The organism is Blastococcus sp. OS1-29 (assembly GCF_057628075.1).
The window spans coordinates 92,299-115,803 of sequence record NZ_JBXXJK010000008.1 but is presented as its reverse complement, the minus strand read 5'-3'; the positions used below and the strand labels follow the sequence as shown (position 1 = coordinate 115,803).

Below are 23,505 nucleotides of genomic sequence, written 5' to 3'. Positions count from 1 at the left end.
CCCAAGCGTCGCCGCCGAAGGCTACGCTCGATAATCGAGAATGCTCATCGTAGGGGGAGGGCCCCATGGCCAAGCAAGCGTCGTCCGCGATCATCACCTGCGCTCCGACCGGCGCGATCCACACGCCGACGATGTCGGCCGCCCTGCCGATCACGCCGGAGCAGATCGCCGAGGCCGCCATCGGCGCCGCCGCGGCCGGTGCCGCGATCGTGCACCTGCACGTGCGCGACCCGAAGGACGGGCACCCGGTGCAGGACGCGGGCCTGTTCAAGGAGGTCCTCGCGATCGTCCAGGATCGTTCCGACGTCGTCGTCAACCTGACCACGGGCGGCAGCCCGCACATGACCGTCGACGAGCGCATCGCCCCCGCCGTCCAGCTGGCCCCGGAGCTCGCCTCGCTGAACATGGGCTCGATGAATTTCGGCCTGTTCCCGATGCTCGACCGCTACCCCAGCTTCCAGCACGAGTGGGAGCGCGAGCGGCTGGCCGACAAGGACGTCGTCTTCAAGAACACCTACGCCGACATCGAGCGCATCCTGAAGCTCTGCGGCGACCAGGGCACCCGGTTCGAGTTCGAGTGCTACGACACCTCGCACCTGTACAACCTCGCCAACATGCTCGACCGCGGTCTGGTCCGCCCGCCCCTGTTCGTCCAGACCGTGTTCGGCCTGCTCGGCGGCACCGGTGCCGACTTCGAGGACCTCGCGCACATGCACCGGACGGCGCACCGGCTCTTCGGCGCCGACTTCGAGTGGTCGGTGCTGGGCGCCGGCTCCGCCCAGATGCGGCTGGGCACCATCGCCCTCTCCCTGGGCGGCAATGCCCGGGTGGGGCTGGAGGACTCCCTGTGGGACGGTCCCGGCCGGCTGGCCGAGTCCAACGCGGCCCAGGTCGAGCGGATCACCGCGATCGCGCGGCTGCTGCACCGCGAGATCGCCACTCCGGAGGAGGCGCGGCGGCGCCTGGACCTGCGTGGCGCGCAGTGAGCCAGGCCGGCGCCGACTTCGGCGGCGAGCTGCTCTCGGCGACCGTGAAACGCCTGGTGCTGGACCGGATCATCCAGGGGCATTACCGGCCGGGTGAGCGGATCGTCGAGTTCAAGCTCGCCAAGGAGCTCGGGCTCAGCCAGTCCCCCGTCCGGGAAGGGTTGCGCGAGCTCGCCGCCGTCGGCATCGTCACGATCCACCCCCGGCGCGGGGCCCGGGTGCGGCTGCCCAGTGCCAAGGAACTGGTCGACGTCAGCGTGGTCCGCGCCGAGATCGACGCGCTCGCCGCCCGTCTCGCGGTCGACCGCATCTCCGACGCCACGCTCGACACGCTGGAGGGGCTGGTCGAGGAGATGTTCACCCGCCTGGAGGCCGGCGACTTCTCCGGCGTCACCGAGGCCGACGTCCGGTTCCACCACCTCATCGCCGAGGCGTCGGAGAACCACGCCCTGGAGCGCGCGTTCGAGCAGCTGGCCCCCTTCGCCCGCACCTTCATCACGCTGACCCTGCCCGGTGTCGACGTCCGGGGAATCGTCCTCGAGCACCGCCCGATCCTCGAGGCGCTGCGGGCCCGCGACGCGGAGCGGGCGGCCGAGGCCGCCCGCGTGCACCAGCTGTCGGTCAGCCGGCTCCTGCAGACGCACTTCCCGGCTGCCCTGGGCGACCCCGCGACGGGCCAGGGCGACGACGTCAGCTGACCTCCGACCCGCATCACCGATTATCGAGAAGTCTTGACGAGGTCGGGTGCCCAGCCCTAGTTTCGATAATCGGTGAAACACGCCGCGGGATCGGGGAGCCCGGTCGCCGTCCGGCCCCGCTCCGCCGCCGCATACGAACCAGAACCACCGGGAGACCCGCGAATGACCGACACGATGCAGGCTCTGGTGGTCCTCGAGCCCGACGTCCTGGAGATCCAGGAGAAGCCGGTCCCCGTGCCGGGCCCGGGCGAGGTGCTCGCCCGCGTCCGGGCGACCGCCATCTGCGGCACGGACGCGCACCTCATCCACGGCGACTACCCCGGCTTCTGGCCCCCCGCCTTCCCCTTCACCCCCGGCCACGAGTGGGCCGGCGAGATCGTCGCGCTCGGTCCCGGCGCCGAGGCGTTCGGCTGGCAGATCGGCGACCGCGTCGCGGGCACCAGCCACAACGCCTGCGGCGCCTGCCAGAAGTGCGTCGAGGGCCAGTACAACCTGTGCGAGAACTACGGCAAGCCCGGCCTGCACGCCCAGTACGGGCACAACGTCCAGGGCGTGGACGCCACGTATGCGGTGCACAACGTGAAGTGCATCTTCCGGCTGCCCGACGAGGTGTCCTTCGACGTCGGCGCCGTCATCGACCCGGCGAGCATCGCACTGCACGTGGCCCGTCGCGGCAACATCAAGGCCGGCGACACCGTCGTCGTCACCGGCGCGGGTTCGATCGGCCTGCTCGCCGCCGACGCGGCGTTCATCTGCGGCGCGGCCCGGGTCGTCGTGGTCGGCCGCGGCTACCGCCTGGAGAAGGCGGCCGCGATGGGATTCGAGACCGTCGACAGCAACGCCGGCGACCCGGTGGCCGCGGTGCGGGAGCTGACCGGCGACCTGGGCGCCGACGTCGTCCTCGAGTGCGCCGGGGTGCCCGACACCCTTACGTGGGCCATGGCGATGCTGCGCCGCGGAGGCCGCTGCGCGATGGTCGGCATCCCGACGCAGGACGTCTCCCTGAGCGTCCAGCCGCTCGTGCTCGACGAGCTGGAACTCGTCGGCTCGCGCGCCTCGGCCGGCGAGATGCGGCGGGTCATGCCGTTCGTGGCCAACGGCCGGATGCGCGTGGACGAGCTGATCACCCACACCTTCCCGCTGTCGGAGTACGAGAAGGCGCTCGCCACGTTCAACGACCGCTCCAGCGGCGCCATCAAGATCATCATCCACCCCTGACCGGTCGCGACCGGAAAGGACGGCAACGATGCCGAAGTACTACCGGCCGACGACCCGGGCCGACGCGCTCGCCGCGCTCGCCGAGGCGGGCGAGCGGGCGCGGCCCCTCGTCGGGGGCACCGACCTGCTGGTCGGCCTGCGGCACCACACCCTCGAGCCGGACCTCCTCGTCGACCTCAAGGGCGTGACGGACCTGCCGGACCCGATCGCCGTCGGCGCCGAGGGCGTGCAGGTCGGCGCCACGTACACCCTGGGCGAGCTGGTCCGGCAGCCCACGGTCCAGGAGTGGTACCCGGCCCTGGTCGAGGCGGCGCTCACCGTCGGCTCGGTCGCCATCCGGAACCGGGCGAGCCTGGTCGCCAACTCGTGCAATGCGTCGCCGGCCGCCGACACCGCTCCCCCGCTGCTCGTGCACGGGGCCCGGGTGACCATCGCGTCGCTGGACGGCGACCGCACCGTGTCGCTGGACGACTTCTTCCTCGGTCCCCGCCGGACGCTCTGCGGGCCCGGCGAGCTCGTGATCCGGATCGACCTGCCCCGGCCCGCCCCCGGGTCGGGGTCGGCCTTCCGCCGCCTCACCCGGCGCCGTGGGGTCGACCTCGCGACGGTCAGCGTCGCGGCCGGTGTCGGTGGCGACGGCCGGCTCGTGCTCGGCATGGGTGCGGTCGGGCCGCGGCCGCTGCGCGTGGAGACGCCGGGTCCGGTCGACCTGGCCGACGACGCCGCCCTGGGGGAGGCGCTCGACCGGCTGGTGTCGGCGGCCACCCCCATCTCCGACGTCCGGGGCAGCCGCGAGTACCGACTCGCCACGCTCCGCGTCCTCGCCTTGCGCGCGGTGCTCTCCGCGGCGGCCCGACGGAACCCCGAGGAGATGGCCTCATGACCCACCAGCAGAGCGACGACGCGCTGCAGACGGTCACCCTGACCGTCAACGGCAGCGAGCGGACGGTCGCCGTCCCCACCCACCGCACCCTCCTCGACGGGCTGCGCGACGAGATCGGGCTGCCCGGCACCAAGAGCTGCTGCGCCGAAGGTGAGTGCGGCGCCTGCACCGTGCTGCTCGACGGCAAGGCGGTGAACTCCTGTCTCGTCCTCTGCGTCGAGGCCCAGGGGCACGAGGTGACGACCGTCGAGGGGCTGTCGGCCGACGGGCTCACCGACCTGCAGGAGGAGTTCCTCAACGCCGGTGCCGTGCAGTGCGGCTTCTGCATCCCCGGCCAGGTTGTCGCCGCGGAGTACCTGCTGCGCACGAACCCCTCACCCGACGAGGCCGAGATCCGCGAGGGGCTGTCGGGCAACCTGTGCCGCTGCGCCGGCTACCAGCGCATCGTCCGCGCGGTGCAGGCGACCGCCGTCCGGAGAGGAGCGGCGCGATGACCACGGCCCCGGAACGCGCCATCGAGCAGCGCGACGAGATGGGCGAGCCGTCCGACCTCTACCCGGGCGGCCAGGTCGGCCGGCCGGTGCTCCGGTACGGCGGCGGCGAACGGGCGTCGGGTGCCCAGCGGTTCCTGGCCGACCTCCGCTTCCCCGGCGCGCTGCAGGTCGCCCTCGTGACGGTGCCGGTCGGCTGCGCCGACGTGCTCGGCATCGACGCGACGGCCGCCCGGGCGATCCCCGGCGTGGTGGACGTCGTCACCGCCGCCGACCTGCCGTCGCCGATGCCGCGGTTCGGCGTCTCCCACACCGACCGTCCGGTGCTCGCCGACGGGCGGGTCAACTACCACGGCGAGCCGGTCGCGGCCGTCGTCGCCGAGACGCTCGACGCGGCCCAGGCCGCCGCGCGCGCCGTCGTCGTCGACTACCGGGAGCTGCCCGGGGTCTACACCCTCGACGCGGCCCTGGCCCCGGGCGCCCACCTCGTGCAGGACCCGTCGATCCGCCCCGGGCACGCCCTCGCCGAGACGAACGTGCTCGAGGACGCGCACTACGCGTGGGGCGACATCGAGGCCGAGGAGGGGCGCACGGCCGTCGTCGTCGAGAACACCTACACGTTCCCGATGGTCACGCACTTCCCGATCGAGCCGGGCGGCACCGTCGCCGTCCCGACCGAGACCGGCGGCCTCGACGTCTACTCGCCGGTGCAGCACCCCTACCTGCTGCAGCGCACCATCTCGTCGGTCCTCGGCCTGCCGCTGAACCAGGTGCGCGTCTTCGCGCCCGACCCCGGCGGCGGCTTCGGCGGCAAGCAGAACCCCAAGCTGGAGCCGCTGCTGGCCTTCCTCGCCCTGCACACCCGGCGGACCTGTCGGATCGTGCTGTCGCTGGAGGAGACCTTCCAGAGCATGCGGCGCGCCGGCTGCCGGATCCATGCCCGCACCGGCTTCACCGACGACGGCGAGCTCACCTTCCACCGGCTGGAGGCGGACTTCCAGATCGGCGCCTACGCCGACGTGGCGCCGCGCGTCATGGGCAAGGGCAGCTACGTCGCGGCCGGGCCGTACCGCATCCCCGGCGTCCGCATCGACGCCCGCGCGGTCATGACCAACACGACCCCGAGCACCGCGTTCCGCGGCTTCGGCGCCCCGCAGGTCTCCTGGGCGACGGAGTCGCAGCTCGACGCCGGGGCGCGGCTCCTGGGTCTCGACGGCCTCGAGATCAGGCGGCGGAACCTGGTGGCCAAGGGCGAGGCGTTCATCCGCGGCGAGTCGGCGGCCGCAGCGGACGGCGACTGGCGACAGAGCCTGGACAAGGCCGCCGAGCTGATCGGCTGGGGGACGCCGCTGCCGCCGAACCGGGGCCGCGGCATCGCGGTGGGCATCAAGCCCGGCGCGACCTCGGGCCTCTCGCAGAGCCTGGTGCGCCTGCTGGCCGACGGCAGCGCGATCGTCTACGCGGGCACGTCCGACATGGGCCAGGGCGCGCGCACCCTGTGGCAGCAGATCGTCGCCGACGAGCTCGGGGCGCCGCTGGAGCACGTCTCCGTGGTCAGCGGAGACACCGGGACCGTGCCGTTCGACCTGCAGACCTCGGCGAGCCGGTCGACCGTGTTCATGGGCTCGGCCGTCCTCGAGGCGTGCCAGGACGTGCGCCAGCGGGTGCTGGAGCTCTACGCCGAGTCGACCGGGATCGACGCCGACCATCTCGCGGAGCGGCCCGGCATGCTCGTCACCCCCGACGGCGACCTGCCCCTGCCCGAGGCCGCCCGACTCGCCCTCGGCTCCCTGCGCGGCGAGTTCATCGGCCAGGGGACGCGGCGGCTGCGCGGCAAGAGCAAGCACCCGCTCGGGGGCGACGCCGCGTTCTACGAGTTCAACGCCACCGCGATCGAGGTGGAGGTCGACCGCGAGACCGGTGAGCTGCTGCTGACCCGGCACGTGACCGTCAGCGACGTCGGCACCGAGCTGAACCCGCTCCAGGTCGTATCGCAGGACGAGGGCGCCGCGATCATGGGCCTGGGCCACAGCCAGATGGAGCAGCTGCTCCTCGACGACCACGGCCGCATCCGCAACCTGGGCGCGCTCGACTACCGGATCCCCACGTTCAAGGACGTCCCCGTGGAGCTGCTCAGCGCGGCCGTGGAGAACCACGACGGTCCCGGGCCGTACGGCTCCAAGGGCATCAGCGAGGGCGCCCTGCTGTGCACCGCGGGCGCCCTGGGCGCCGCGGTGGCCGACGCCATCGGCGTCGTCATCCGCGACCTCCCGCTCACTCCGGAGCGGGTCTGGACGGCGCTGCAGGACACAGGCGCCGACCGCTCCGAGTAACCCGCTCCACCCCCTCCCCCGTCACGAAGGAGTGACCATGTCCCGCAAGCCCGTCGTCTGCCTCGCCGGAACCCTCGACACGAAGGGGACCGAGTACGAGTTCGTGCGAGACGAGCTGCTCGCCAGCGACGTCGACGTCCTCGTCGTCGACTGCGGGGTCCTCGGCGAGCCGTACTTCACCCCCGACATCCCCTCCGCCGAGGTGGCCGCCCGGGCCGGCGTGGACCTTGCCGACTTCGCCGCCGGCGTCGAGGGCGGCGCCGGCGGCCGCAACGTGGCCATCACGAAGATGAGCGAGGGGCTGCGTGCGGTCGTCGCCGACCTGTGCGCGGAGGGCCGGATCGACGCGGTCCTGGGCCTCGGCGGCACCGGCGGCACCGACCTGCTCGGTGGCGCGCTGCAGAACCTGGGGATCGGCGTGCCCAAGCTGATCGTCAGCACGATGGGGTCCAACAACACCCGGCCCTACGTCGGGCACTCGGACATGATGATCATGAACGCCGTCACCGACATCGCCGGGCTCAACCGCATCTCCAAGCAGGTCCTCAGCAACGCCGCCCACGCGGCGGCCGGCATGGCCCGCGGCTACGAGGCCACCAAGGCGCAGGCCGAGGCCAGCAAGCCGCTCGTCGCCATCTCGATGTTCGGGGTGACCACGCCCGGCGTGATGCGGATCCGGGAGCAGCTGGAGGAGAACGGCTTCGAGGTCGTCACCTTCCACGCCGTCGGTGAGGGTGCCGGCATGGAGCACCTCATCGACACCGGGGCCATCGATGCGCTGATCGACTACACGCTGCCGGAGATCATCAACCACTGGAACAAGGGCATCTTCGACCCGGGCTGCGAGCGCATGGAGGCCGCGGTCCGCACGGGCATCCCGCTGGTCGTCGTACCGGGGGCGGCCGAGTGCTTCAACTTCGGGGCGCGGAACACCATCCCGGCGGAGTTCGACACCGACGAGCGCAACATCATCATCCACAACCCGAACATCACGTCGCTGCTCGCGACGCCGGACGAGATGCGGCGGCTGGGCGAGTACATCGCCGAGCACGTCAATGCGGCGCCCGGCCCGAGGGCGGTCGCGCTGCCGCTGAACGGCCTGGACAACTACTTCAAGGAGGGCAGCCAGTGGCACGGCGTGGACGTCTCGCCGCTGCTGGACGCCATCCGCGCGACCCTCGACACGGGTATCGAGGTGGTCGAGATGGACAACAACATCAACGACACCGCGTTCGCCGACGCCGTGTTCGAGCTGTTCACCAAGCAGTGGGAGCAGCGGCGGGCGGCCGGCGTCCCGGTGGCCACCGCGACGGCCGCCTCCTGACTCCCGGCCCCGCCCCGCGCCGGGACGCCGCCCCACGGGACGGCGTCCCGGCGTATTCGTCCCCCCACCTGGAGGCATCCATGACCCAGCGGCTGTTCCTGCTCCGCCACGGCGAGGTCAGCTCGCACCGCGGCGACGTCCCCGTCACCGAGGCCGGCCTGCAGACCGCCGTCGAGGTCGGCCGCCGCCTCGCCGGCCGGGCCGAGGGCGCGATCCGGGTGATCAGCGGCGAGACCCGCCGCACGCGGGACACCGCGGCCGCGGTCGCCCGGGGAGCCAGGGAGGCCGGCGCCGAGGTGCGGGAGGACGGCGTGGCCTTCGCGCTGCGCAACCCCGACCTCTACCTCGCCGGCGTCCGCGTCGACATGGTCAGCAGCGAGGAGGCCTTCGCCGCCCAGGTCCCGGGGTTCACCGAGGCCGACGTCGCCAAGGCCGGGTTCTTCGCCGACTGGCTGACGGTCCCCGACCGCGTCGGCTGGTGGGTGCGGCACCCCGAGCCGCCGGGTGACGACGCCGCGGCGGTGGCCGCCCGCATCCGCGCCTTCGCCGCCAGCCTCGCCGACCGGGAGGACGACACCGCGTTCACCGTGGGTGTCACCCACTCCCCCGTGCTGCGTGCCTGCGCCCTCGAGGTCGCCGACGGCGACATCGGCGAGCCGATGTGGCTCGCCGGGCTGGAAGCCGAGATCCGGGCGGATCGCTCGGTGAGCCTGCGCGTGCTCGCCGAGGCACCCTGACCACCTGCGCTCCCGGCCGACGATCGAGGGCCCGGCGACCGACGGATCACCGTGGGCCGCCGGGCCCTCCGCCGTCCGTCCGGGTTCGCCGAACAACATCCCGAGCACGGTTGACAGCCAAGGGATCGAGAATCGATTATAGGTGCGTACCGGTCAGCGCCGACCAGGCGGCAGCACCCGCTGCACCGGGAAGGTGGCGCCGGGGCGAGCCCGGCCGCCGGTGCTCAGGGAGGTTCCGTCGTGCAGCGCGTGACGCCCCATGTCTTCACGTCCACCGAGATCCGTGGCTGCAATCCGAGCTACGTCGTGACGTCGGCCGGCGTGGTGGTCATCGACACGCCTCAGCTGCCGACGAAGGCGGTCGCGATGCGCGCCGCGGCCGAGGAGCACGGGCCCATCCGGTACGTGGTCAACACCGAGCACCACGTCGACCACATCTTCGGCAACTACTGGTTCAAGGGCGCCGGCGCGGTCGTGCACCACCGGGGCGTCGCCGACAACTTCATGCTGCCCACGCCCGACCTGGACCCCTTCGCGTACGCCCTCGAGGCCATTCCCACCGACGACCCGGAGGCGGCCGGCATCGTCCCCGACCGGGACACCTACTACGAGGACCCGAACGCCGGCGACCTCGTGTTCACCGGCGACCTGGAGATGAAGGTCGGCGCGACGACCTTCCACCTGATCCACACCCCGGGGCACACGCCGGGCCAGGTCGCCGTCTACGTGCCCGACGAGCGCGTCGTGTTCACCGGCGACACCGTCTTCTCCGAGTGCCAGACCTGGCTCATGACCTCCGACATCGACCAGTGGGTCGGCGCCCTCGACCTGATCGCCGGCCTCGACGTCGACACCGTCGTCCCCGGCCACGGCCCGGTGACCACGCCGGCGTACCTGGCCACCCAGCGGGCCGTCCTGCTCGAGTGGACCAGCGCCGTCGCCGAGGCCGTGGCCAAGGGCTGGTCGCGGGAGGAGACGATCGCGCGGGTCGACTTCCGCGACAAGTTCGGGCCGGTGGACGTCGGCCAGGGCTACATGATGGACCACATCCAGACGCTCAACGCGGCCTCGCTGTGGGACAAGTTCACCGCCAAGCGCGCCCCCGTCCGCTGACGTCCCGGAGGAACCGACCAACCATGGATGAACTGCAGCGCTTCACCCTCGCCGACCGCGTGGCCGTCGTGGCCGGCGGCTCCGGCGGCGTCGGCGTGCGCACCTGCGGCGCCCTGGCGGGCGTCGGTGCGAAGGTGGCCATCATCGGCCGCTCGGAGGAACGGCTGGCCGAGGCCCGCAAGGCGGTCGAGAACGCCGGCGGCGAGGCCCTCGTCGTGACCGGCGACATGACGGACGAGGCCACGGCGAACGACGCGATCCAGCAGACGCTCGACGCGTTCGGCCGGGTCGACATCCTGGTCAACGGCATCGGCGGGGGCGCCGGCACCGCGCTCCACCCGGCCGAGGACTACCCGAAGGCGGAGTGGGACCGCATCCTCGACCTGAACCTGACGACGGCGCTGCTCGTCTCCCAGGCCGCCGCGCGAGCGATGATCGCCGGTGGCCGCGGCGGATCGGTGCTGAACATCAGCTCGGTGCGCGGCCAGCTCGGTATCGACGCCGGCTACTCCGCCTACGTGGCCGCGAAGGGCGCGATGGACGCCGTCACCCGGCAGCACGCCACCGAATGGGCCAAGCACGGCATCCGGGTCAACGCGATCTCGCCGACCTTCGTCCGCACCGAGCAGGCGGCGGCGCTGCTCGCCCAGCCGGGCTTCTACGACAACCTGGTCGCCCGCATCCCGCTGCGCCGGATCGCAGACACCGACGACCTGGTCGGCGCGCTGCTGTTCTTCTGCTCCGACGCCTCGTCGTTCGTGACCGGGCAGATCCTCACCCTCGACGGCGGCCTCACGGCGACCCAGTGACCGCCGGCCACGCGGCGACCTGCGCGGTCGCCCGGGTGCCGGGCGGGGCGTTCTCGCTCGAGCAGGTGGAGCTGGCCGGGCCGCGACCGGACGAGATCCTCGTGGAGATCGTCGCGTCCGGCATGTGCCACACCGACCTGCTCGTGCGCGATTCCCGGCCCGAGTCGCTGCCCGCCGTCCTGGGCCACGAGGGCGCCGGGATCGTCCGCGAGACCGGGAGCGAGGTCCGCGGGCTCGCTGCCGGCGACAAGGTGGTGCTCAGCTTCCCGTCGTGCGGCTCCTGCATCCGTTGCCGCACCGGCCGCTCGGCCTACTGCGACACGATCGCCGCGCTGAAGTTCCGCTGCGCGCGCCCCGACGGATCCGTCGCCACGACCGACGCGGCGGGCCGGCCGGTCGGCGACCACTTCTTCGGGCAGTCGTCCTTCGGCACCCTGGCGGTCGCCTACGCCCGCAGCGCGGTCAAGGTCCCCGACGACGTCGACCTGCGCATCGCCGGCCCGCTGGCGTGCGGGGTGCAGACCGGCGCGGGCACCGTCCTGGACGTGCTCCGGGTGGCGCCGGGGTCCTCGGTCGCGGTGTTCGGTGCCGGGTCGGTCGGGCTGTGCGGGATCATGGCGGCCCGGCTGGCGGGCGCGACGACGATCGTGGCGGTCAACCGTCGTCCGTCCCGCCTCGCGCTGGCCGCCGAGTTCGGCGCCACCCACCTCGTGAGCCCGACCGACGTGGATCCGGTCGAGGCGGTCCGCGAGGCGACCGGTGGGCGGGGCGTGGACTTCGCGTTCGAGACGACCGGCGTCCCCGACGTGCTGACCCAGGCGGTGCACTCGCTGGACTCGCTGGGCACCTGCGCCTACGTCGGCACCGCGCCCCCCGGCGTTCCCGGTGGCATCCCGATGCTCGAGGCCATGACCAAGGGCCTGACCGTGCGCGGAGTGCTGCAGGGCGACAGCACGCCTGCCCGGACCATCCCCCGCCTCTGGGAGCTGCACCGCCGCGGACTGCTGCCCTTCGACCGGCTGATCACGCACTACCGGCTGGACGAGATCGACCGGGCCGCCGCCGACACCGAGGCGGGCGACGTCGTCAAGCCCGTCCTGCTGATGCGCTGACCGCCGAGTGCGACGAACCGGTGGCGATCAGAGGGTGATGGCCACCGGTTCGTCGCACTCGGTGCGAGCTCCGCTCAGCGGGCGGGGTCGGGCAGGAGCACGTCGCGGACGACGCCCTCCAGGTCGTTGCAGGCGGTCAGGAACTGCCGCAGCGTCTTCCGGGTCGCCCCGAAGTCCTGGAACTCCCCGATCGCCATGCCGTCGGCCTCGTACGCCCGGCGGAACTCGGGGAACCTGCCGTACAGGGTGTCCTGGACGCCGGCGGCGACGGGCTCGTCGATGCGCGGCCGGGGCTCGATGCCGCTGGCGTTGAGCCGGACCTGCCACTCGAACGGCGGGGAGATGACGACGTCGCCGCCGACGAGCTCGCTCCAGTGCATGTGGTTGCGGAAGGCGGCCGACAGCAGCCGGGTGCGGAAACCCTGCTCGCGGTAGATCTGGTACGCCCGCTTGAACACCGCGACGCCCGCCCACTCCAGGACGCCGGGATCGACGGTGACGGCGTCGCGAGCGGCCACCGCCTTCAGCCAGTCGTCGAGGCGACCCACCATGATCGTGCAGACGGGGCCCATCGTGCTCACGTCCGCGCCCTCGGCCTCGCGGCGGCGCAGGCCGCGCTCGATCGCCTCGGCCACGGCGACCGCCTGCGGGACGGTGAAGGAGACCGTGGCGTTGATGCTCACCCCGCGGTAGGTCGCCTCCTCCATCGCGGCGATGCCCGCCTCGGTCGCCGGGATCTTCACGATCACGTTCGGGGCCAGCGCGTCGAACTCGAGGGCCTGGGCGACGAGTGCGGCCGTGTCCCGGTACAGCCGCGGATCGGTCTGCACCGACAGCCGCCCGTTGCGGCCGCGGTGCTCGGTGAAGGCGTCGGACAGCAGGGACGCGGCCTCGACAGAGAGCTCCTTCACCATCGCCCAGCCGATCGCGGATTCCGACGCGGTCGGGTGCTGCTCGGCGTGCTCCCGGATGCGCTGCCGCCAGCGCGGCAGGTCGCTGTTGAGGGCGCCGAGGGCGATGACCGGGTTGCACGTCGCACCCACCGCACCCCAGCCGATGGCCGCCGACAGCTCGGCCGGGGTCGCCGAGTCGTTCCAGAGCCGGGTGGGTGTCTCCCGCGTCATGCGCAGCAGCGGCGGTGCGGGAGGCGCGGCGGTCGTCACCTGGTCGGTCATCTCACTCCTCACGAAGAGCTGTCGGCACGGTGCGCGGTGCGCGCACCGTGCCGACAGTGGTGTTCAGCCGGTCAACAGCTCACTTCGTCGCCCACGGCGGCGGGTTCCCCGACGCCTTGGCCGGCTCGTCGCGGCTCGGGTTCGGCGAGTCGGGCCCGAACAGACCACCGAAGGTCTGGTCGACGTCGTCGATCGTGGAGACCAGCTTGAAGCCCAGGTCCCCGCCCTTCTTGACGATCTTGACGACGTAGTTCGGCTGAACCGAGTTGCGGTTCTCGTCCAGGGTGACCGCCCCACGGGGGAAGCTCGGTGCCAGCGAACCCAGGGCCGACTGGAAGGCGCTCGGGTCCTCGATCTTCCCGCCGGTCTTGTCGAGAGCCTCGAGGATCACCTGCATGCCGTCGTAGTAGAGCGCAGTGAACAGGCTCTGACCGTCGACGTCGGGGAACTGCTTGTGGAACCCGTCGAGGTACTTCGTCCAGTCCGCGGAGTCACTGCCGACCGGCACCGGCGAGGCGCCGACGAGACCGTCGAGCTGGTCGCCCACGGTGAAGGACGTCGGGTCCATGACGACCGCCCCGCCGAGCAGGAAGTCGCCCGGCTTCTTGCCGATCTGGATGAACGCCTTCTCGGCCGCGATGGTGTTGGACCCACCGGTCAGCAGCAGGACGCCGTCGACGTCACGGGGCAGCTGCGCCACCGGGGAGGACCAGTCGGTCTGCGTCAGCGGCACCCAGGTGCGGCCCGTCACCTCGCCGCCCAGCGAGGTGAACTCGCTGACGAACCCGGCGGCCTGCGTGTACGGGAACGAGTAGTCCTCGCCCAGGATGGCGACCTTGCGCCAGCCCTTCTCCTTGTAGGCGTAGGTGCCCAGACCCGCCAGCCACTGCGCGCCGTCCCCACCGAAGCGGAAGAAGTTGGGCGCCTTGACCTGCAGGGTCGTGGCCTGCGCACCGGAGGTGCCGTTGACGAACGTGACGTCGGGCTGCTTCTTCGCGTACTCCGCGACGGCCACGCCCTCGTCCCCCGACAGGGGGCCGAGGAGGATCTTGACGCCGACCTGCTCGACCAGCCGGCGCGCCTCGGCCACCGCCTTGTCCGGCGTGGCGTCGGAGCAGCCGTAGCTGATGGCCAGCGGGGTGCCGCCGACGGTGGCTCCCTTCACCTGGTCCTGAGCCTTCGTCCCGTCGGCCTTGCCGCCCGCCTTCTCGATCAGGGCGTACTTGGCACCCGAGAACGACTGCGCCTCGAACGTGGCGAAAGGGCCACCGCAGGTGGTCAGCACGCCGATCTTGATGGCCCCCGCGGGAGCGTCCGCCGGCGCGGCCGCCGACTCCGACGATCCGGAGGACGAGCTGCCGCCGCTGCCACCGCAGGCGGCCAGCACGAGCATCGCGGCACTGGCGACAGCGACGGCTGCGCCGCGCCCGCTCAGCCGGCTCCTGGAGTTCCTCATTGACTCTCCTGCTCCCTGGCTGTGGAGCGGCCTCCGCCGCCCGCATCGGATTCCAACCGATAATCGATTGGCGATCAACGCGGATGATAGGGATCACAATTTCGTGCCGTCAAGAGCCCGGATGCGCGAGTTCCGATCGGTCCCGTGACCGGCTGGAGGACCCCGGGCACGGCGAAGCGGCGGTGGGCCCTCCCGGCCCACCGCCCGTCCTGCCGCGCGCGCTCCTGGTGCCGGCTACCGCGCCGTCGGCATGTCGAACGACGCGTCCTGCTCGAGCTCGGGCCAGCGCTGGGTGACCACCTTCGCGCGCGTGTAGAAGCGCACGCCGTCGGCCCCGTGGACGTGGTGCTCGCCGAACAGGGAGTTCTTCCACCCGCCGAACGAGTGATACGCCATGGGAACCGGCACCGGCACGTTGACGCCGATCATCCCCACCTTCACGCCGCGCACGAACTTCCGCACGGCGCCGCCGTGGGAGGTGAAGATCGCCGTGCCGTTGCCGTAGGGGTTGGAGTTGATCAGGTCGATCGCCTCGTCGACGGTCGCCGACCGCAGCACCGACAGGACCGGGCCGAAGATCTCCTCGCGGTAGACGTCCATCTCGGGCGTCACCTGATCGACCAGCGTCGGGCCCACGAAGAAGCCGCTCTCGTGGCCGGGGACGACGAGGTCGCGGCCGTCGACCACGACCTTCGCGCCACTCTGCTCGCCCGAGGTGATCAGGGAGACGATCCGGTCCTTCGACGCCTGGGTGACGATGGGGCCCATATCGCTGCCGGACTCCCGGCCCGGGCCGACCCGCACCGCGCGACTGCGCCGGTCGAGCACGTCGATGAGGTCGTCGCCGATCGAGCCGACGGCGACGGTCGCGGAGATCGCCATGCACCGCTCCCCCGCCGAGCCGTAGGCCGCGGCGGCCAGGTGGTCGGCGGCGAACTCCAGATCGGCGTCGGGCAGCACGATCGCGTGGTTCTTGGCGCCACCGAGGGCCTGCACCCGCTTTCCCGCTCCGGTGCCCCGCTCGTGCACGTACCGGGCGATCGGCGTCGAGCCGACGAACGACACCGCCGCGACGTCGGGGTGGTCCAGCAAGCCGTCGACGGCGACCTTGTCGCCGTGCAGGACGTTGAAGACCCCCGGCGGCAGACCCGCCTCGGCCCACATCTCGGCCAGCAGCACGGCCGCGGAGGGGTCGCGCTCGCTGGGCTTGAGCACGAAGGTGTTCCCGCAGGCGATGGCCACGGGGAACATCCACATCGGCACCATCGCCGGGAAGTTGAACGGGGTGATGCCGGCGACCACGCCGAGAGGCTGGCGGAAGCTGTAGCTGTCGACGCCGGTGGAGACCTGGTCGCTGTACTCGCCCTTGAGCAGCTGCGGGATGCCGCAGGCGAACTCGACGACCTCCAGGCCCCGCTGCACCTCGCCCGTGGCGTCGGAGAGCACCTTGCCGTGCTCGTCGGTGATCGCCGCCGCCAGCTCGCCCTTGCGCCGCTGCACGATCTCGCGGAAGGCGAACAGGATGCCGGTGCGCCGGGACAGCGACGACTCGGACCACTCCTCGAACGCGGCCGCCGCGGCGGCGACCACGCGGTCGACGTCGGCCGGTTCGGCGAGGACGACCTCGGCCTGCTGCTCTCCCGTCGCCGGGTTGAACACCGCGCCGCGGCGGCCGCCGGACCCGGTGGTCTCGGCGCCGTCGATCCAGTGCTGGATGGTCCTCACGCTGCGGTCTCCCTCGTCGTCCTGGGTGGCGCGGCCGTCCTCAGGACGTCGCGGTGGCTCTCGGGTCGTGCGTCTGGGTCTGCTGCTCGGCGGCCCCGGAGAGGGAGCCGGCGAGGCGTTCGCGGACCTCGTCGAAGTGACGCTCGATGGCGGCCACGACCGCCTCGGTGTCGCGCTCGCGGATCGCGTCGAGCAGCGGGTCGTGCAGCGCCGCGGTCCACTGCGGGTCGGAGCCGGGGCCGACCAGCGTGATGTACGTGCGCGACATCGGCTCCAGCGAGCGCCACACCCGCAGGAGGGTGCCGTTGCCCGAGAGCTGGATCAGCTTCTCGTGCAGGCTCGCGTCGACGATGGCCAACGCGCGCCCGTCGCCCTCGCCGGCCGCTCGGCGCATGTCCTCGCCGATCGCCAGCAGCGCCGCCACGTCGTCATCGGTGATGCGGGCCATCGCCAGCCGGGCGCCCAGCACCTCGATCGCGGAGCGGACGGCGTAGGCCTCGAGCAGCTCGGCGGCGTCCAGGCGACGTACGCGGGCCCCGCGGAACGGCATGATCTCCACGATGCCCAGCGCCTCGAGACCGCGCAGCGCCTCCCGCACCGGCGCCTGGCTGGTGCCGAGCTCCTTCGCGACCGCCGTCTCGACGATCCGGGAGTCCGGCGGGTAGGAGCCGTCCAGGATGGCCTCGAGCAGCCGCTCCTTGACCTGGTCGGCGAGCACGCTGCGGGTGAGGGCGTCGGGGCCGGACATGGCCACCTCCAGTTCCTGACTGGTCGAGGAAGCGCGGCGACGGCCGCTGCCCCGACGATCCCACTTCATCGCGCACGCTCCGGCACCCGCCGGGCCCCGTTCCCCCACTACGGTGGTTCTTCGATAATCGATCATCACCCCTGGAGAGGCCTGGGTCAAGCTGAGGCGCGCACCGCCTTGAACCGGCGCATGTTCTCGGTGAGGGCGATCTCGGTGGGCAGCCGCTCCATGCTGGAGGCGCCGAAGAAGCCGACCACCCCGCGGGTGCGCTCGAGGACGTACTGCGCGTCGTCGGGCTCGGCGATCGGGCCGCCGTGACAGAGCACTAGCACGTCGGGGTTGATCGCCACCGCCGCGTCGCGCATCTCCTGGATCAAAGTCACGCAGTCGTCGAGGGTCTTCGACGTGTGCGCGCCGATGCTGCCCTTGGTGGTCAGGCCCATGTGCGGGACGAGGACATCGGCGCCGGCCCGGGTCATCGCCTCGGCGGACTCCACGTCGAAGACGTACGGAGTGGTGAGCAGCCCGCGCTCGGCGGCCAGGCCGATCATCTCCACCTCCTGCGCGTAGCTCATCCCGGTCTCCTCGAGGTTGGCCCGGAAGACGCCGTCGATGAGCCCGACCGTCGGGAAGTTCTGCACCCCGGCGAACCCCGCGTCCTCGATCTGGCGCAGGAACCGGTCCATCAGCCGGAACGGATCGGTGCCGCACACCCCGGCCAGCACCGGGGTGTCCCGGACGACGGGCAGCACCTCCGCGGCCATCTCCAGCACGATCGCGTTGGCGTCGCCGTAGGGCATCAGGCCGGCGAGCGAACCGCGTCCGGCCATCCGGTAGCGGCCGGAGTTGTAGATGATGATCAGGTCCGCCCCGCCGGCCTCCGCGCACTTCGCCGACAGGCCGGTGCCGGCGCCCGCGCCGACGATCGTGCCGCCGCCGTCCCGCGTCGCGCGCAGCCGCTGCCGCGCCAGGTCTCCGTTCACGCATGGCCTCCCAGGAAGTCGTCGAGCCGCTGCGCCATGGCTGCGGCGAATGCGGGGTCGTTCACGTGCGTGTCCACCTCGTGCACCTCGACCGACGGGGCGAGGGTCTCGCGGAGTCCGGCCAGCAGCGCGGCGTCGGCGTCCGCGTCGAAGAAGGGGCCGCCGTCGACGGAGATCGCCGAGACGCCCCGCAGCGGCACGAACAGCGCGACGGGACCGGTGGCGGCCGACAGCTTGGCACCCACCCGCCGGCCGAGCTCACGGCACTCCTCCGGCGTCGTGCGCATGAGCGTGACGCTCGGGTTGTGCACGTACAGGTTCCGGTCGGCGAACCGTTCCGGCACCGACTCGCGAGAGCCGAAGTTGACCATGTCCAGCGCGCCCAGCGAGACCACCTGCGGCACGCCCCGGCGGCCGGCCGCCTCGAGCCGGTGCGGCCCGGCCGACAGCACGCCACCCACCAGGTCGTCGGCGAGCTCGGTCGTCGTGACGTCGAGGACGCCGGTGACGAACCCGCCCTCCACGAGGCTCTCCATGCTGCGGCCGCCGGTGCCCGTGGCGTGGAAGACCAGCACCTCGTAGCCGCGGCGCTCCAGCTCCTCCCGGGCGGCGGTGACCGCCGCGGTCGTGACGCCGAACATCGTGGCCGCGACGACCGGGCGCGACTCCCCCAGGTCCACCGGGGGCGCGGTGACCATGCCCGCCATCGCGGCCGCGGCGTTGGCCAGGATCCGCGCCGAGACCGAGTTCAGCCCGGCCACGTCCGTGACCGCGGGCATGAGCGTGACGTCGCTGATGTCGACGTAGGCGGATGTGTCGCCCGAGGCCATGGTGGAGACGACGAGCTTGGGCACGCCCACGGGCAGCGCCCGCATCGCGGCGGTCGCGATCGCGGTGTTGCCGGATCCGCCCGCCGCGAGGATCCCGTGGCAGCGGCCCTCGTCGAACAGCCGCCGGACGACGACCGGGGCGGCCGCGCACATCGCCTCGACCGCCGCCCCGCGGTCGGTCAGCTCGGCGAGGTCGAACCCGCCCGCCGCGGCCACCTCCTCGCGCGGGACGTCGGGGTCGCAGGTGGGTTCCCCTTGCGTGCCGACGTCGACCAGCAGGGTGTCCACCCCGGCCCGCCGGAGCCGGTCGCGGAGGAACGCGTACTCCGTCCCCTTGGTGTCGAGCGTGCCGACGAGGACGACGGTCGGGGGGCTCACGGGGCCACCTCTCTGCGGCTGTCTGCGGCTCCGGGGGGCCGGCACGGAACGGCACGCCGTCGCCGCACCATCCGGCGTCCGCGCACTCCTTGACGTGATCCAGACCATATGGTGACATGCCTAATCGATTATCGGTACCCGCGAGGGAACGCGAAGGGCTCGGTGCACTGGATGGCCACACAGACGGCGGTGCCCCGCCGCTCCGTCCACCGCTTCCGCCTGCCGGTGGCCGCGACGGCCGCCGTCCTGGTGGGAGCGCTCGGGCTGTTCGGCGTGCTGTGGCAGGCGTTCGAGGCGGGCTGGGGCACCGAGGGAAACGTCCCCACCTTCATCCTCATCACGCTGAACGGGCTGACCCTGGCCGGCCTGTACTTCATCAGTGCCAGCGGGCTGACGCTCATCTTCGGCCTGCTCCGGGTCACGAACCTCGCCCACGGGGCCCTGTTCCTGCTCGGCGGCTACGTGGCCCTCACGCTGGCCCAGGACGCGGGCATGTCGTGGGGCCTGGCCGCCCTCCTGGCCATGGTGGTCAGCGGGATCGTCGGCCTGGTCATGCACCAGCTGTTCCTCCGCTGGAACCAGGGCCAGGACCTGCGGCAGGCGCTCATCACCATCGCGGTGTCGTTGATCCTCGCCGACCAGATGCTCGCCTATTTCGGTGCGGCGCCCACCGCGATCGTGCCCCCCGAGTTCCTGGCGCAGCCCCTCCCCCTGGGCGTCTACGACCTCGCCTACCCGACGTTCCGCATCGCGATCCTGGTCGCCGCGCTCGTCGTCGGCGCGCTCTTCTGGCTGGTCTACAAGCGGACCCGGATCGGCATGGTGGTGCGCGCGGGCGTCGACGACACCCAGATGACGTCGGCGCTCGGCGTGAACGTCCAGCGCGTGTTCGCGGTCGCGTTCTTCGTCGGCTCCGCACTGGCCGGCCTGGGCGGCGTCTTCGCCGGGACGTCGCTGTCACTGGCCCCCGGGCAGGACCAGTCGTTCCTCGTCAGCGCGCTCGTTGTCGTCATCGTCGGCGGCATGGGGAGCCTGGGCGGCGCCGCACTGGGCGCGCTGCTCCTCGGCCTGGTGGACCAGTACTCCAGCGCCTACCTGCCCGCCGGCTACGCGAACCTCTCCGCCCTGCTCACCTTCGTGCTGCTCGCCGCGATCCTCGCCATCCGGCCGACCGGCCTGTTCGGGAAGGCGCTATGACTCCCCCGACGACTCCCCCGACGACTCCCCCGACGACTCCCCCGACCACCTCCGGCGGCTTGACACGGACCTGGGCCCTCGGCACCCGCGCAGTCCTCGCGCTCGTCCTGCTCGTGGTCGTTCTCGTGCCGGTGCTGTTCTCCACCTTCGTCACCAGCCAGGTCGGTCTCACCTCCCTCTGGCTCGGCATCGCCGCGGTCAGCCTCACGTTCCTGTCCGGCCACGGCGGCATGGTCTCGCTGGCCCAGACGGCACTGTTCGGGGTCGCGGGCCTGATCGCGGCGAAGCTGTCGGTGGAGGCCGGCTGGAACCCGTGGGCGGCCGCACTGGCCGGGATCCTGGTCGCCACCGCCGTCGGGCTGCTCTTCGGCGCGGTCGCCAGCGGCAGCCAGGGCATCTACTACCTGATCATCACCCTGGCGTTCGCGCAGGTGACCTACTTCTACTTCGCCGCGGTGCCGACGTTCGGCGCGCACGAGGGCATCAACGGCGTCCACCCACCGGCCGTCATCGGCGACCCGGTGCAGCACCCGACGCGCATGTACTACTTCGTGCTGGCGGTCGCGCTCGCCGTCTTCCTCGGCCTGCGCTACATCTCCCGGACGGCGTTCGGGCTGGCGCTGCAGGGCGTGCGCGACGACCCGGTGCGCATGGCGGCGCTCGGCTACAACGTGCGGCTGCACCGCACCCTCGGGTTCACCCTCGCCGCGCCCGTCGCGGGGGCAGCCGGCGTGCTGGCGGCCTGGTCCAACACCCGCATGTCGGCCGGCTCCATCTCGCTGGGCGTGGCGATCCTGGTGCTGACCGCGGCAGTCATCGGCGGCCTGAACCGGCTGGAGGGCGCCTGGGTGGGCGCCCTGCTCTACACCCTGTGCGACACCTACCTGCGCGGCTGGACCGATCGCTTCACCACCTGGCTGGGCGTCGTGTTCCTGGTCATCGTCCTCGTCTCCCCCGGTGGCGTGGTCGGCGCGCTCGGCTACGTCGGCTCGTGGGTCCGACGGCACCTGCCCGGTGGTCCGGTCGAGCCGGCGATGCCGGCCACCGCGCCCGCCCCGCCGGTCCCGGTCTCCTCGAACGGAGCGATCTGATGGACAGCGCTGTCGGGAATGCCGTCCTGCGGGTCCGCGGGCTCAGCCGTCGCTTCGGCGGCGTGGTGGCGGTGAGCGACGTCGACCTGGACATCCCGCGCGGCGAGCGGCGGGCTGTGCTCGGCCCCAACGGCGCCGGCAAGTCGACGCTGTTCAACCTGATCGCCGGGGCGGACACCCCGACGTCGGGCAGCATCGAGCTCTTCGGCGAGGACGTCACCCACCTGGGCGCGCGGCGGCGCACCCGGATGGGTCTGTCGCGGACGTTTCAGACGTCGCGGCTGCTGACCGGGCTGACCGTGGCCGACAACCTCTACCTCGCCGCGATCGGGGTGGACGGCGGCCGGTTCCGGCTGGTGCGCACCGGCCGGGACGCCGCGGCCCGGGAGCGGGCCCGGCGGACGGCGGCCAGCGTCGGCATGGGCGACCGGCTCGACACCCTCGCCGGCGACCTCTCGCACGGCGAGCAGCGACAGCTGGAGATCGGCCTCGCACTGATCGCCGAGCCGCGGCTGCTGCTGCTCGACGAGCCGGCGGCCGGGCTGTCCCGCGCGGAGCGACAACTGCTCACCCAGCTGCTGCTCTCGCTCGACCGCGACGTGACCCTGCTGCTGATCGAGCACGACATGGACGTGGCCCTGACCGTGGCGGAGCGGGTGACGATGATGCACGACGGCGTCGTCATCGTCGAAGGCTCCCCCGCCGAGATCCGGGCCGACCAGCGCGTTCACGACCTCTACCTGGGACGGGCACATGTCTGAGCACGTGCTGGAGATCTCCGGCCTCGACGCCTACTACGGCAGCGCCCACGTACTGCACGAGCTGTCGTGCTCCGTGGGGCAGCGCACCACCGGCATCGTCGGGCGCAACGGCATGGGCAAGTCGACGTTGTGCAAGGCGATCATGGGGCTGACCCCGCCCCGCACCCGCGGCTCGATCCGCTTCGCCGGTGAGGAGATCCTCGGGCGGCCCTCCTACGACATCTGCCGGCGCGGTGTGGCGTACGTGCCCCAGGGGCGGCGGATCTTCCCGTCGCTGACCACCGACGAGCACCTGCGCATGCTCGGCAGGTCGCTCGCCGGCCGAGGGCAGTGGTCCGTCGACGCCGTCTACGACCTCTACCCGCGCCTCGCCGAGCGCCGGAAGGTCAGCGCGGCGATGCTGTCCGGCGGCGAGCAGCAGATGCTCGCGATCGGACGGGCGCTGCTGACCAACCCGACCCTGCTGGTCATGGACGAGCCGTCCGAGGGCCTGGCGCCGGCCATCGTGGAGCAGCTGACGGAGACCTGCCGGACGCTCGTCGCCGAGGGCCTCACCCTGCTGCTGGTCGAGCAGAACCTGGGCATGGCGACGGCGGTCGCCGATCGGCTGCTCGTGATGGTGCACGGCGAGGTGGCCCTGGAGACGACGTCGGCCGCGCTGCTCGCCGACGAGGACGCCCAGCGCCGCTACCTCGGGGTGGAGCCCACCGCCGCATGAGGACGGACAGGGTGCCCTCCTCAGGCGGTGGGGCGCCCCAGGTGGCCGATCACGGAGGCGCCGAAGAACTCGATGTGGGCGCGCATCTCCTTGCCCAGGAGATCGGGGTCGCGGAACTCGACCGCCTGCAGGACCGGCCGATGCAGCTCGGCGATCGCGTGCAGGTCGGAGTGGCTCTTCAGCGCGCTGACCAGGCTGCGGGCCTCGACCCGCAGCGACCGCCAGACGTCGAGCAGCACCTGGTTGCCCGAGGCCTCGACGATGATCTCGTGGAAGCGGGTGTCGTGGAGCATCAGGGCGTGCAGGTCGTCGTCCTCGGCGGCCCGCCGCATGCCGGCGAGCTCCTCGCCGAGCAGCGCGAGCTCGCGCTCGGTGACGCGGGGCGCCGCCTCGCGACCGGCGACCTCCTCCAGGGCGGCCCGAACGGGGTAGATCTGCACGAGCTCCTGGCTGGTCACCTCCCGCACGCGGGCGCCCCGGTGTGGCTGCGACTCGACGAAGCGCATCGCCTCGAGGTCGCGCAGCGCCTCCCGCACGGGCGCCTGGCTCACCCCGAACTCCGCGGCGACGGCGCTCTCGACGATGCGCTCCCCCGGACCGTAGGTGCCGTCCAGGATCCGCTCGACGATGCGCTCCTTGATGGAGTCGCGGAGCAGGACGGTCCGCTGCGGTCCCCGCGGCATGTCCACCGCCTCTCATCGATGCTCCGCACCGAAGTGGTGCCGTTATCGATAATTAG

At 72.3% G+C, this 23,505-nt stretch carries 22 protein-coding genes; 15 read left to right on the top strand and 7 right to left on the bottom strand.

Going from position 1 to position 23,505, the window contains the following annotated elements:
- Positions 1-65 precede the first annotated feature (65 nt).
- The 11 genes from kce (at position 66) to AC2H4J_RS19925 (ending at position 11,704) form a co-directional block, all read left to right on the top strand.
- Positions 66-986, top strand: coding sequence for a 3,5-dioxohexanoate:acetyl-CoA acetone transferase (kce, locus tag AC2H4J_RS19975; RefSeq protein ID WP_487466654.1), 921 nt, complete (start codon positions 66-68; stop codon positions 984-986).
- Positions 983-1,684 carry a GntR family transcriptional regulator gene (locus tag AC2H4J_RS19970; protein ID WP_487466653.1) on the top strand — a complete coding sequence of 234 codons (702 nt, stop codon included), beginning with the start codon at positions 983-985 and terminating at the stop codon, positions 1,682-1,684. Before kce ends, AC2H4J_RS19970 begins: the two co-directional genes overlap by 4 nt.
- A gap of 162 nt (positions 1,685-1,846) precedes the next feature.
- Positions 1,847-2,902: a zinc-dependent alcohol dehydrogenase gene (locus AC2H4J_RS19965; RefSeq protein ID WP_487466652.1), complete on the top strand. Its 1,056-nt coding sequence runs from the start codon at positions 1,847-1,849 to the stop codon at positions 2,900-2,902.
- A 28-nt stretch (positions 2,903-2,930) separates the two neighbouring features.
- On the top strand, positions 2,931-3,785 hold the full coding sequence (locus tag AC2H4J_RS19960) for an FAD binding domain-containing protein (RefSeq protein WP_487466651.1): 855 nt from the start codon (positions 2,931-2,933) through the stop codon (positions 3,783-3,785).
- The gene (locus AC2H4J_RS19955; protein ID WP_487466650.1) at positions 3,782-4,279 is read left to right on the top strand and encodes a (2Fe-2S)-binding protein; all 498 of its coding nucleotides are present in this window, start codon (positions 3,782-3,784) and stop codon (positions 4,277-4,279) included. The genes AC2H4J_RS19960 and AC2H4J_RS19955 overlap by 4 nt, the downstream gene beginning before the upstream one ends.
- Positions 4,276-6,609, top strand: coding sequence for a xanthine dehydrogenase family protein molybdopterin-binding subunit (locus AC2H4J_RS19950; RefSeq protein ID WP_487466649.1), 2,334 nt, complete (start codon positions 4,276-4,278; stop codon positions 6,607-6,609). The genes AC2H4J_RS19955 and AC2H4J_RS19950 overlap by 4 nt, the downstream gene beginning before the upstream one ends.
- Before the next feature lie 37 nt (positions 6,610-6,646).
- Positions 6,647-7,933 carry a Tm-1-like ATP-binding domain-containing protein gene (locus AC2H4J_RS19945; RefSeq protein WP_487466648.1) on the top strand — a complete coding sequence of 429 codons (1,287 nt, stop codon included), beginning with the start codon at positions 6,647-6,649 and terminating at the stop codon, positions 7,931-7,933.
- Positions 7,934-8,013: 80 nt separating this feature from the next.
- Positions 8,014-8,670 (top strand): histidine phosphatase family protein, encoded by a 657-nt coding sequence (locus AC2H4J_RS19940; protein ID WP_487466647.1) that lies wholly within the window; start codon positions 8,014-8,016, stop codon positions 8,668-8,670.
- A gap of 240 nt (positions 8,671-8,910) precedes the next feature.
- Positions 8,911-9,783, top strand: coding sequence for an MBL fold metallo-hydrolase (locus tag AC2H4J_RS19935; protein WP_487466646.1), 873 nt, complete (start codon positions 8,911-8,913; stop codon positions 9,781-9,783).
- A gap of 23 nt (positions 9,784-9,806) precedes the next feature.
- The gene (locus AC2H4J_RS19930) at positions 9,807-10,592 is read left to right on the top strand and encodes an SDR family NAD(P)-dependent oxidoreductase (RefSeq protein ID WP_487466645.1); all 786 of its coding nucleotides are present in this window, start codon (positions 9,807-9,809) and stop codon (positions 10,590-10,592) included.
- Positions 10,589-11,704 (top strand): NAD(P)-dependent alcohol dehydrogenase, encoded by a 1,116-nt coding sequence (locus tag AC2H4J_RS19925; RefSeq protein ID WP_487466644.1) that lies wholly within the window; start codon positions 10,589-10,591, stop codon positions 11,702-11,704. The genes AC2H4J_RS19930 and AC2H4J_RS19925 overlap by 4 nt, the downstream gene beginning before the upstream one ends.
- A gap of 74 nt (positions 11,705-11,778) precedes the next feature.
- Here AC2H4J_RS19925 and AC2H4J_RS19920 read toward each other — a convergent pair whose 3' ends face one another.
- From AC2H4J_RS19920 to AC2H4J_RS19895, 6 genes are all read right to left on the bottom strand, one after another.
- On the bottom strand, positions 11,779-12,879 hold the full coding sequence (locus tag AC2H4J_RS19920; RefSeq protein ID WP_487466643.1) for a transaldolase family protein: 1,101 nt from the start codon (positions 12,877-12,879) through the stop codon (positions 11,779-11,781).
- 79 nt (positions 12,880-12,958) lie between these two features.
- Positions 12,959-14,335, bottom strand: a complete 1,377-nt coding sequence (locus AC2H4J_RS19915; RefSeq protein WP_487466642.1) for an ABC transporter substrate-binding protein — start codon at positions 14,333-14,335, stop codon at positions 12,959-12,961.
- Between the two features lie 234 nt (positions 14,336-14,569).
- Positions 14,570-16,060, bottom strand: a complete 1,491-nt coding sequence (locus AC2H4J_RS19910) for a CoA-acylating methylmalonate-semialdehyde dehydrogenase (RefSeq protein WP_487466641.1) — start codon at positions 16,058-16,060, stop codon at positions 14,570-14,572.
- 40 nt (positions 16,061-16,100) lie between these two features.
- Positions 16,101-16,808 carry a GntR family transcriptional regulator gene (locus AC2H4J_RS19905; RefSeq protein WP_487466640.1) on the bottom strand — a complete coding sequence of 236 codons (708 nt, stop codon included), beginning with the start codon at positions 16,806-16,808 and terminating at the stop codon, positions 16,101-16,103.
- A 155-nt stretch (positions 16,809-16,963) separates the two neighbouring features.
- The gene (locus AC2H4J_RS19900) at positions 16,964-17,791 is read right to left on the bottom strand and encodes a phosphoenolpyruvate hydrolase family protein (protein ID WP_487466639.1); all 828 of its coding nucleotides are present in this window, start codon (positions 17,789-17,791) and stop codon (positions 16,964-16,966) included.
- Entirely contained in the window at positions 17,788-18,999 is a 1,212-nt protein-coding gene (locus tag AC2H4J_RS19895; protein ID WP_487466638.1) for a Tm-1-like ATP-binding domain-containing protein, read from the bottom strand. The genes AC2H4J_RS19900 and AC2H4J_RS19895 overlap by 4 nt, the downstream gene beginning before the upstream one ends.
- 171 nt (positions 19,000-19,170) lie before the next feature.
- Between AC2H4J_RS19895 and AC2H4J_RS19890 the strand changes: the two genes are divergently transcribed.
- Genes AC2H4J_RS19890 through AC2H4J_RS19875 form a run of 4 tightly spaced genes read left to right on the top strand, consistent with a single transcriptional unit; the run spans position 19,171 to position 22,766 of the window.
- Complete coding sequence (locus AC2H4J_RS19890; protein WP_487466637.1) at positions 19,171-20,196, top strand: branched-chain amino acid ABC transporter permease; 1,026 nt, start codon at positions 19,171-19,173, stop codon at positions 20,194-20,196.
- A 59-nt stretch (positions 20,197-20,255) separates the two neighbouring features.
- Positions 20,256-21,287, top strand: a complete 1,032-nt coding sequence (locus tag AC2H4J_RS19885) for a branched-chain amino acid ABC transporter permease (protein ID WP_487466636.1) — start codon at positions 20,256-20,258, stop codon at positions 21,285-21,287.
- The gene (locus tag AC2H4J_RS19880; RefSeq protein ID WP_487466635.1) at positions 21,287-22,048 is read left to right on the top strand and encodes an ABC transporter ATP-binding protein; all 762 of its coding nucleotides are present in this window, start codon (positions 21,287-21,289) and stop codon (positions 22,046-22,048) included. The genes AC2H4J_RS19885 and AC2H4J_RS19880 overlap by 1 nt, the downstream gene beginning before the upstream one ends.
- Positions 22,041-22,766: an ABC transporter ATP-binding protein gene (locus tag AC2H4J_RS19875; RefSeq protein WP_487466634.1), complete on the top strand. Its 726-nt coding sequence runs from the start codon at positions 22,041-22,043 to the stop codon at positions 22,764-22,766. The genes AC2H4J_RS19880 and AC2H4J_RS19875 overlap by 8 nt, the downstream gene beginning before the upstream one ends.
- Before the next feature lie 20 nt (positions 22,767-22,786).
- Here the strand turns inward: AC2H4J_RS19875 and AC2H4J_RS19870 are convergent, their stop codons facing one another.
- Positions 22,787-23,449: a GntR family transcriptional regulator gene (locus tag AC2H4J_RS19870; protein ID WP_487466633.1), complete on the bottom strand. Its 663-nt coding sequence runs from the start codon at positions 23,447-23,449 to the stop codon at positions 22,787-22,789.
- Between the last annotated feature and the right edge of the window lie 56 nt (positions 23,450-23,505).

What these genes read in the sequence shown, in the direction of transcription:
- kce (WP_487466654.1), top strand. Translation starts at nt 66, where the DNA reads ATGGCCAAGCAAGCGTCGTCCGCGATCATCACCTGCGCTCCGACCGGC.
- AC2H4J_RS19965 (WP_487466652.1), top strand. Translation starts at nt 1,847, where the DNA reads ATGACCGACACGATGCAGGCTCTGGTGGTCCTCGAGCCCGACGTCCTG.
- AC2H4J_RS19960 (WP_487466651.1), top strand. Translation starts at nt 2,931, where the DNA reads ATGCCGAAGTACTACCGGCCGACGACCCGGGCCGACGCGCTCGCCGCG.
- AC2H4J_RS19955 (WP_487466650.1), top strand. Translation starts at nt 3,782, where the DNA reads ATGACCCACCAGCAGAGCGACGACGCGCTGCAGACGGTCACCCTGACC.
- AC2H4J_RS19950 (WP_487466649.1), top strand. Translation starts at nt 4,276, where the DNA reads ATGACCACGGCCCCGGAACGCGCCATCGAGCAGCGCGACGAGATGGGC.
- AC2H4J_RS19945 (WP_487466648.1), top strand. Translation starts at nt 6,647, where the DNA reads ATGTCCCGCAAGCCCGTCGTCTGCCTCGCCGGAACCCTCGACACGAAG.
- AC2H4J_RS19940 (WP_487466647.1), top strand. Translation starts at nt 8,014, where the DNA reads ATGACCCAGCGGCTGTTCCTGCTCCGCCACGGCGAGGTCAGCTCGCAC.
- AC2H4J_RS19930 (WP_487466645.1), top strand. Translation starts at nt 9,807, where the DNA reads ATGGATGAACTGCAGCGCTTCACCCTCGCCGACCGCGTGGCCGTCGTG.
- AC2H4J_RS19920 (WP_487466643.1), bottom strand. Translation starts at nt 12,879, where the DNA reads ATGACCGACCAGGTGACGACCGCCGCGCCTCCCGCACCGCCGCTGCTG.
- AC2H4J_RS19915 (WP_487466642.1), bottom strand. Translation starts at nt 14,335, where the DNA reads ATGAGGAACTCCAGGAGCCGGCTGAGCGGGCGCGGCGCAGCCGTCGCT.
- AC2H4J_RS19905 (WP_487466640.1), bottom strand. Translation starts at nt 16,808, where the DNA reads ATGTCCGGCCCCGACGCCCTCACCCGCAGCGTGCTCGCCGACCAGGTC.
- AC2H4J_RS19890 (WP_487466637.1), top strand. Translation starts at nt 19,171, where the DNA reads ATGGCCACACAGACGGCGGTGCCCCGCCGCTCCGTCCACCGCTTCCGC.
- AC2H4J_RS19880 (WP_487466635.1), top strand. Translation starts at nt 21,287, where the DNA reads ATGGACAGCGCTGTCGGGAATGCCGTCCTGCGGGTCCGCGGGCTCAGC.
- AC2H4J_RS19875 (WP_487466634.1), top strand. Translation starts at nt 22,041, where the DNA reads ATGTCTGAGCACGTGCTGGAGATCTCCGGCCTCGACGCCTACTACGGC.
- AC2H4J_RS19870 (WP_487466633.1), bottom strand. Translation starts at nt 23,449, where the DNA reads ATGCCGCGGGGACCGCAGCGGACCGTCCTGCTCCGCGACTCCATCAAG.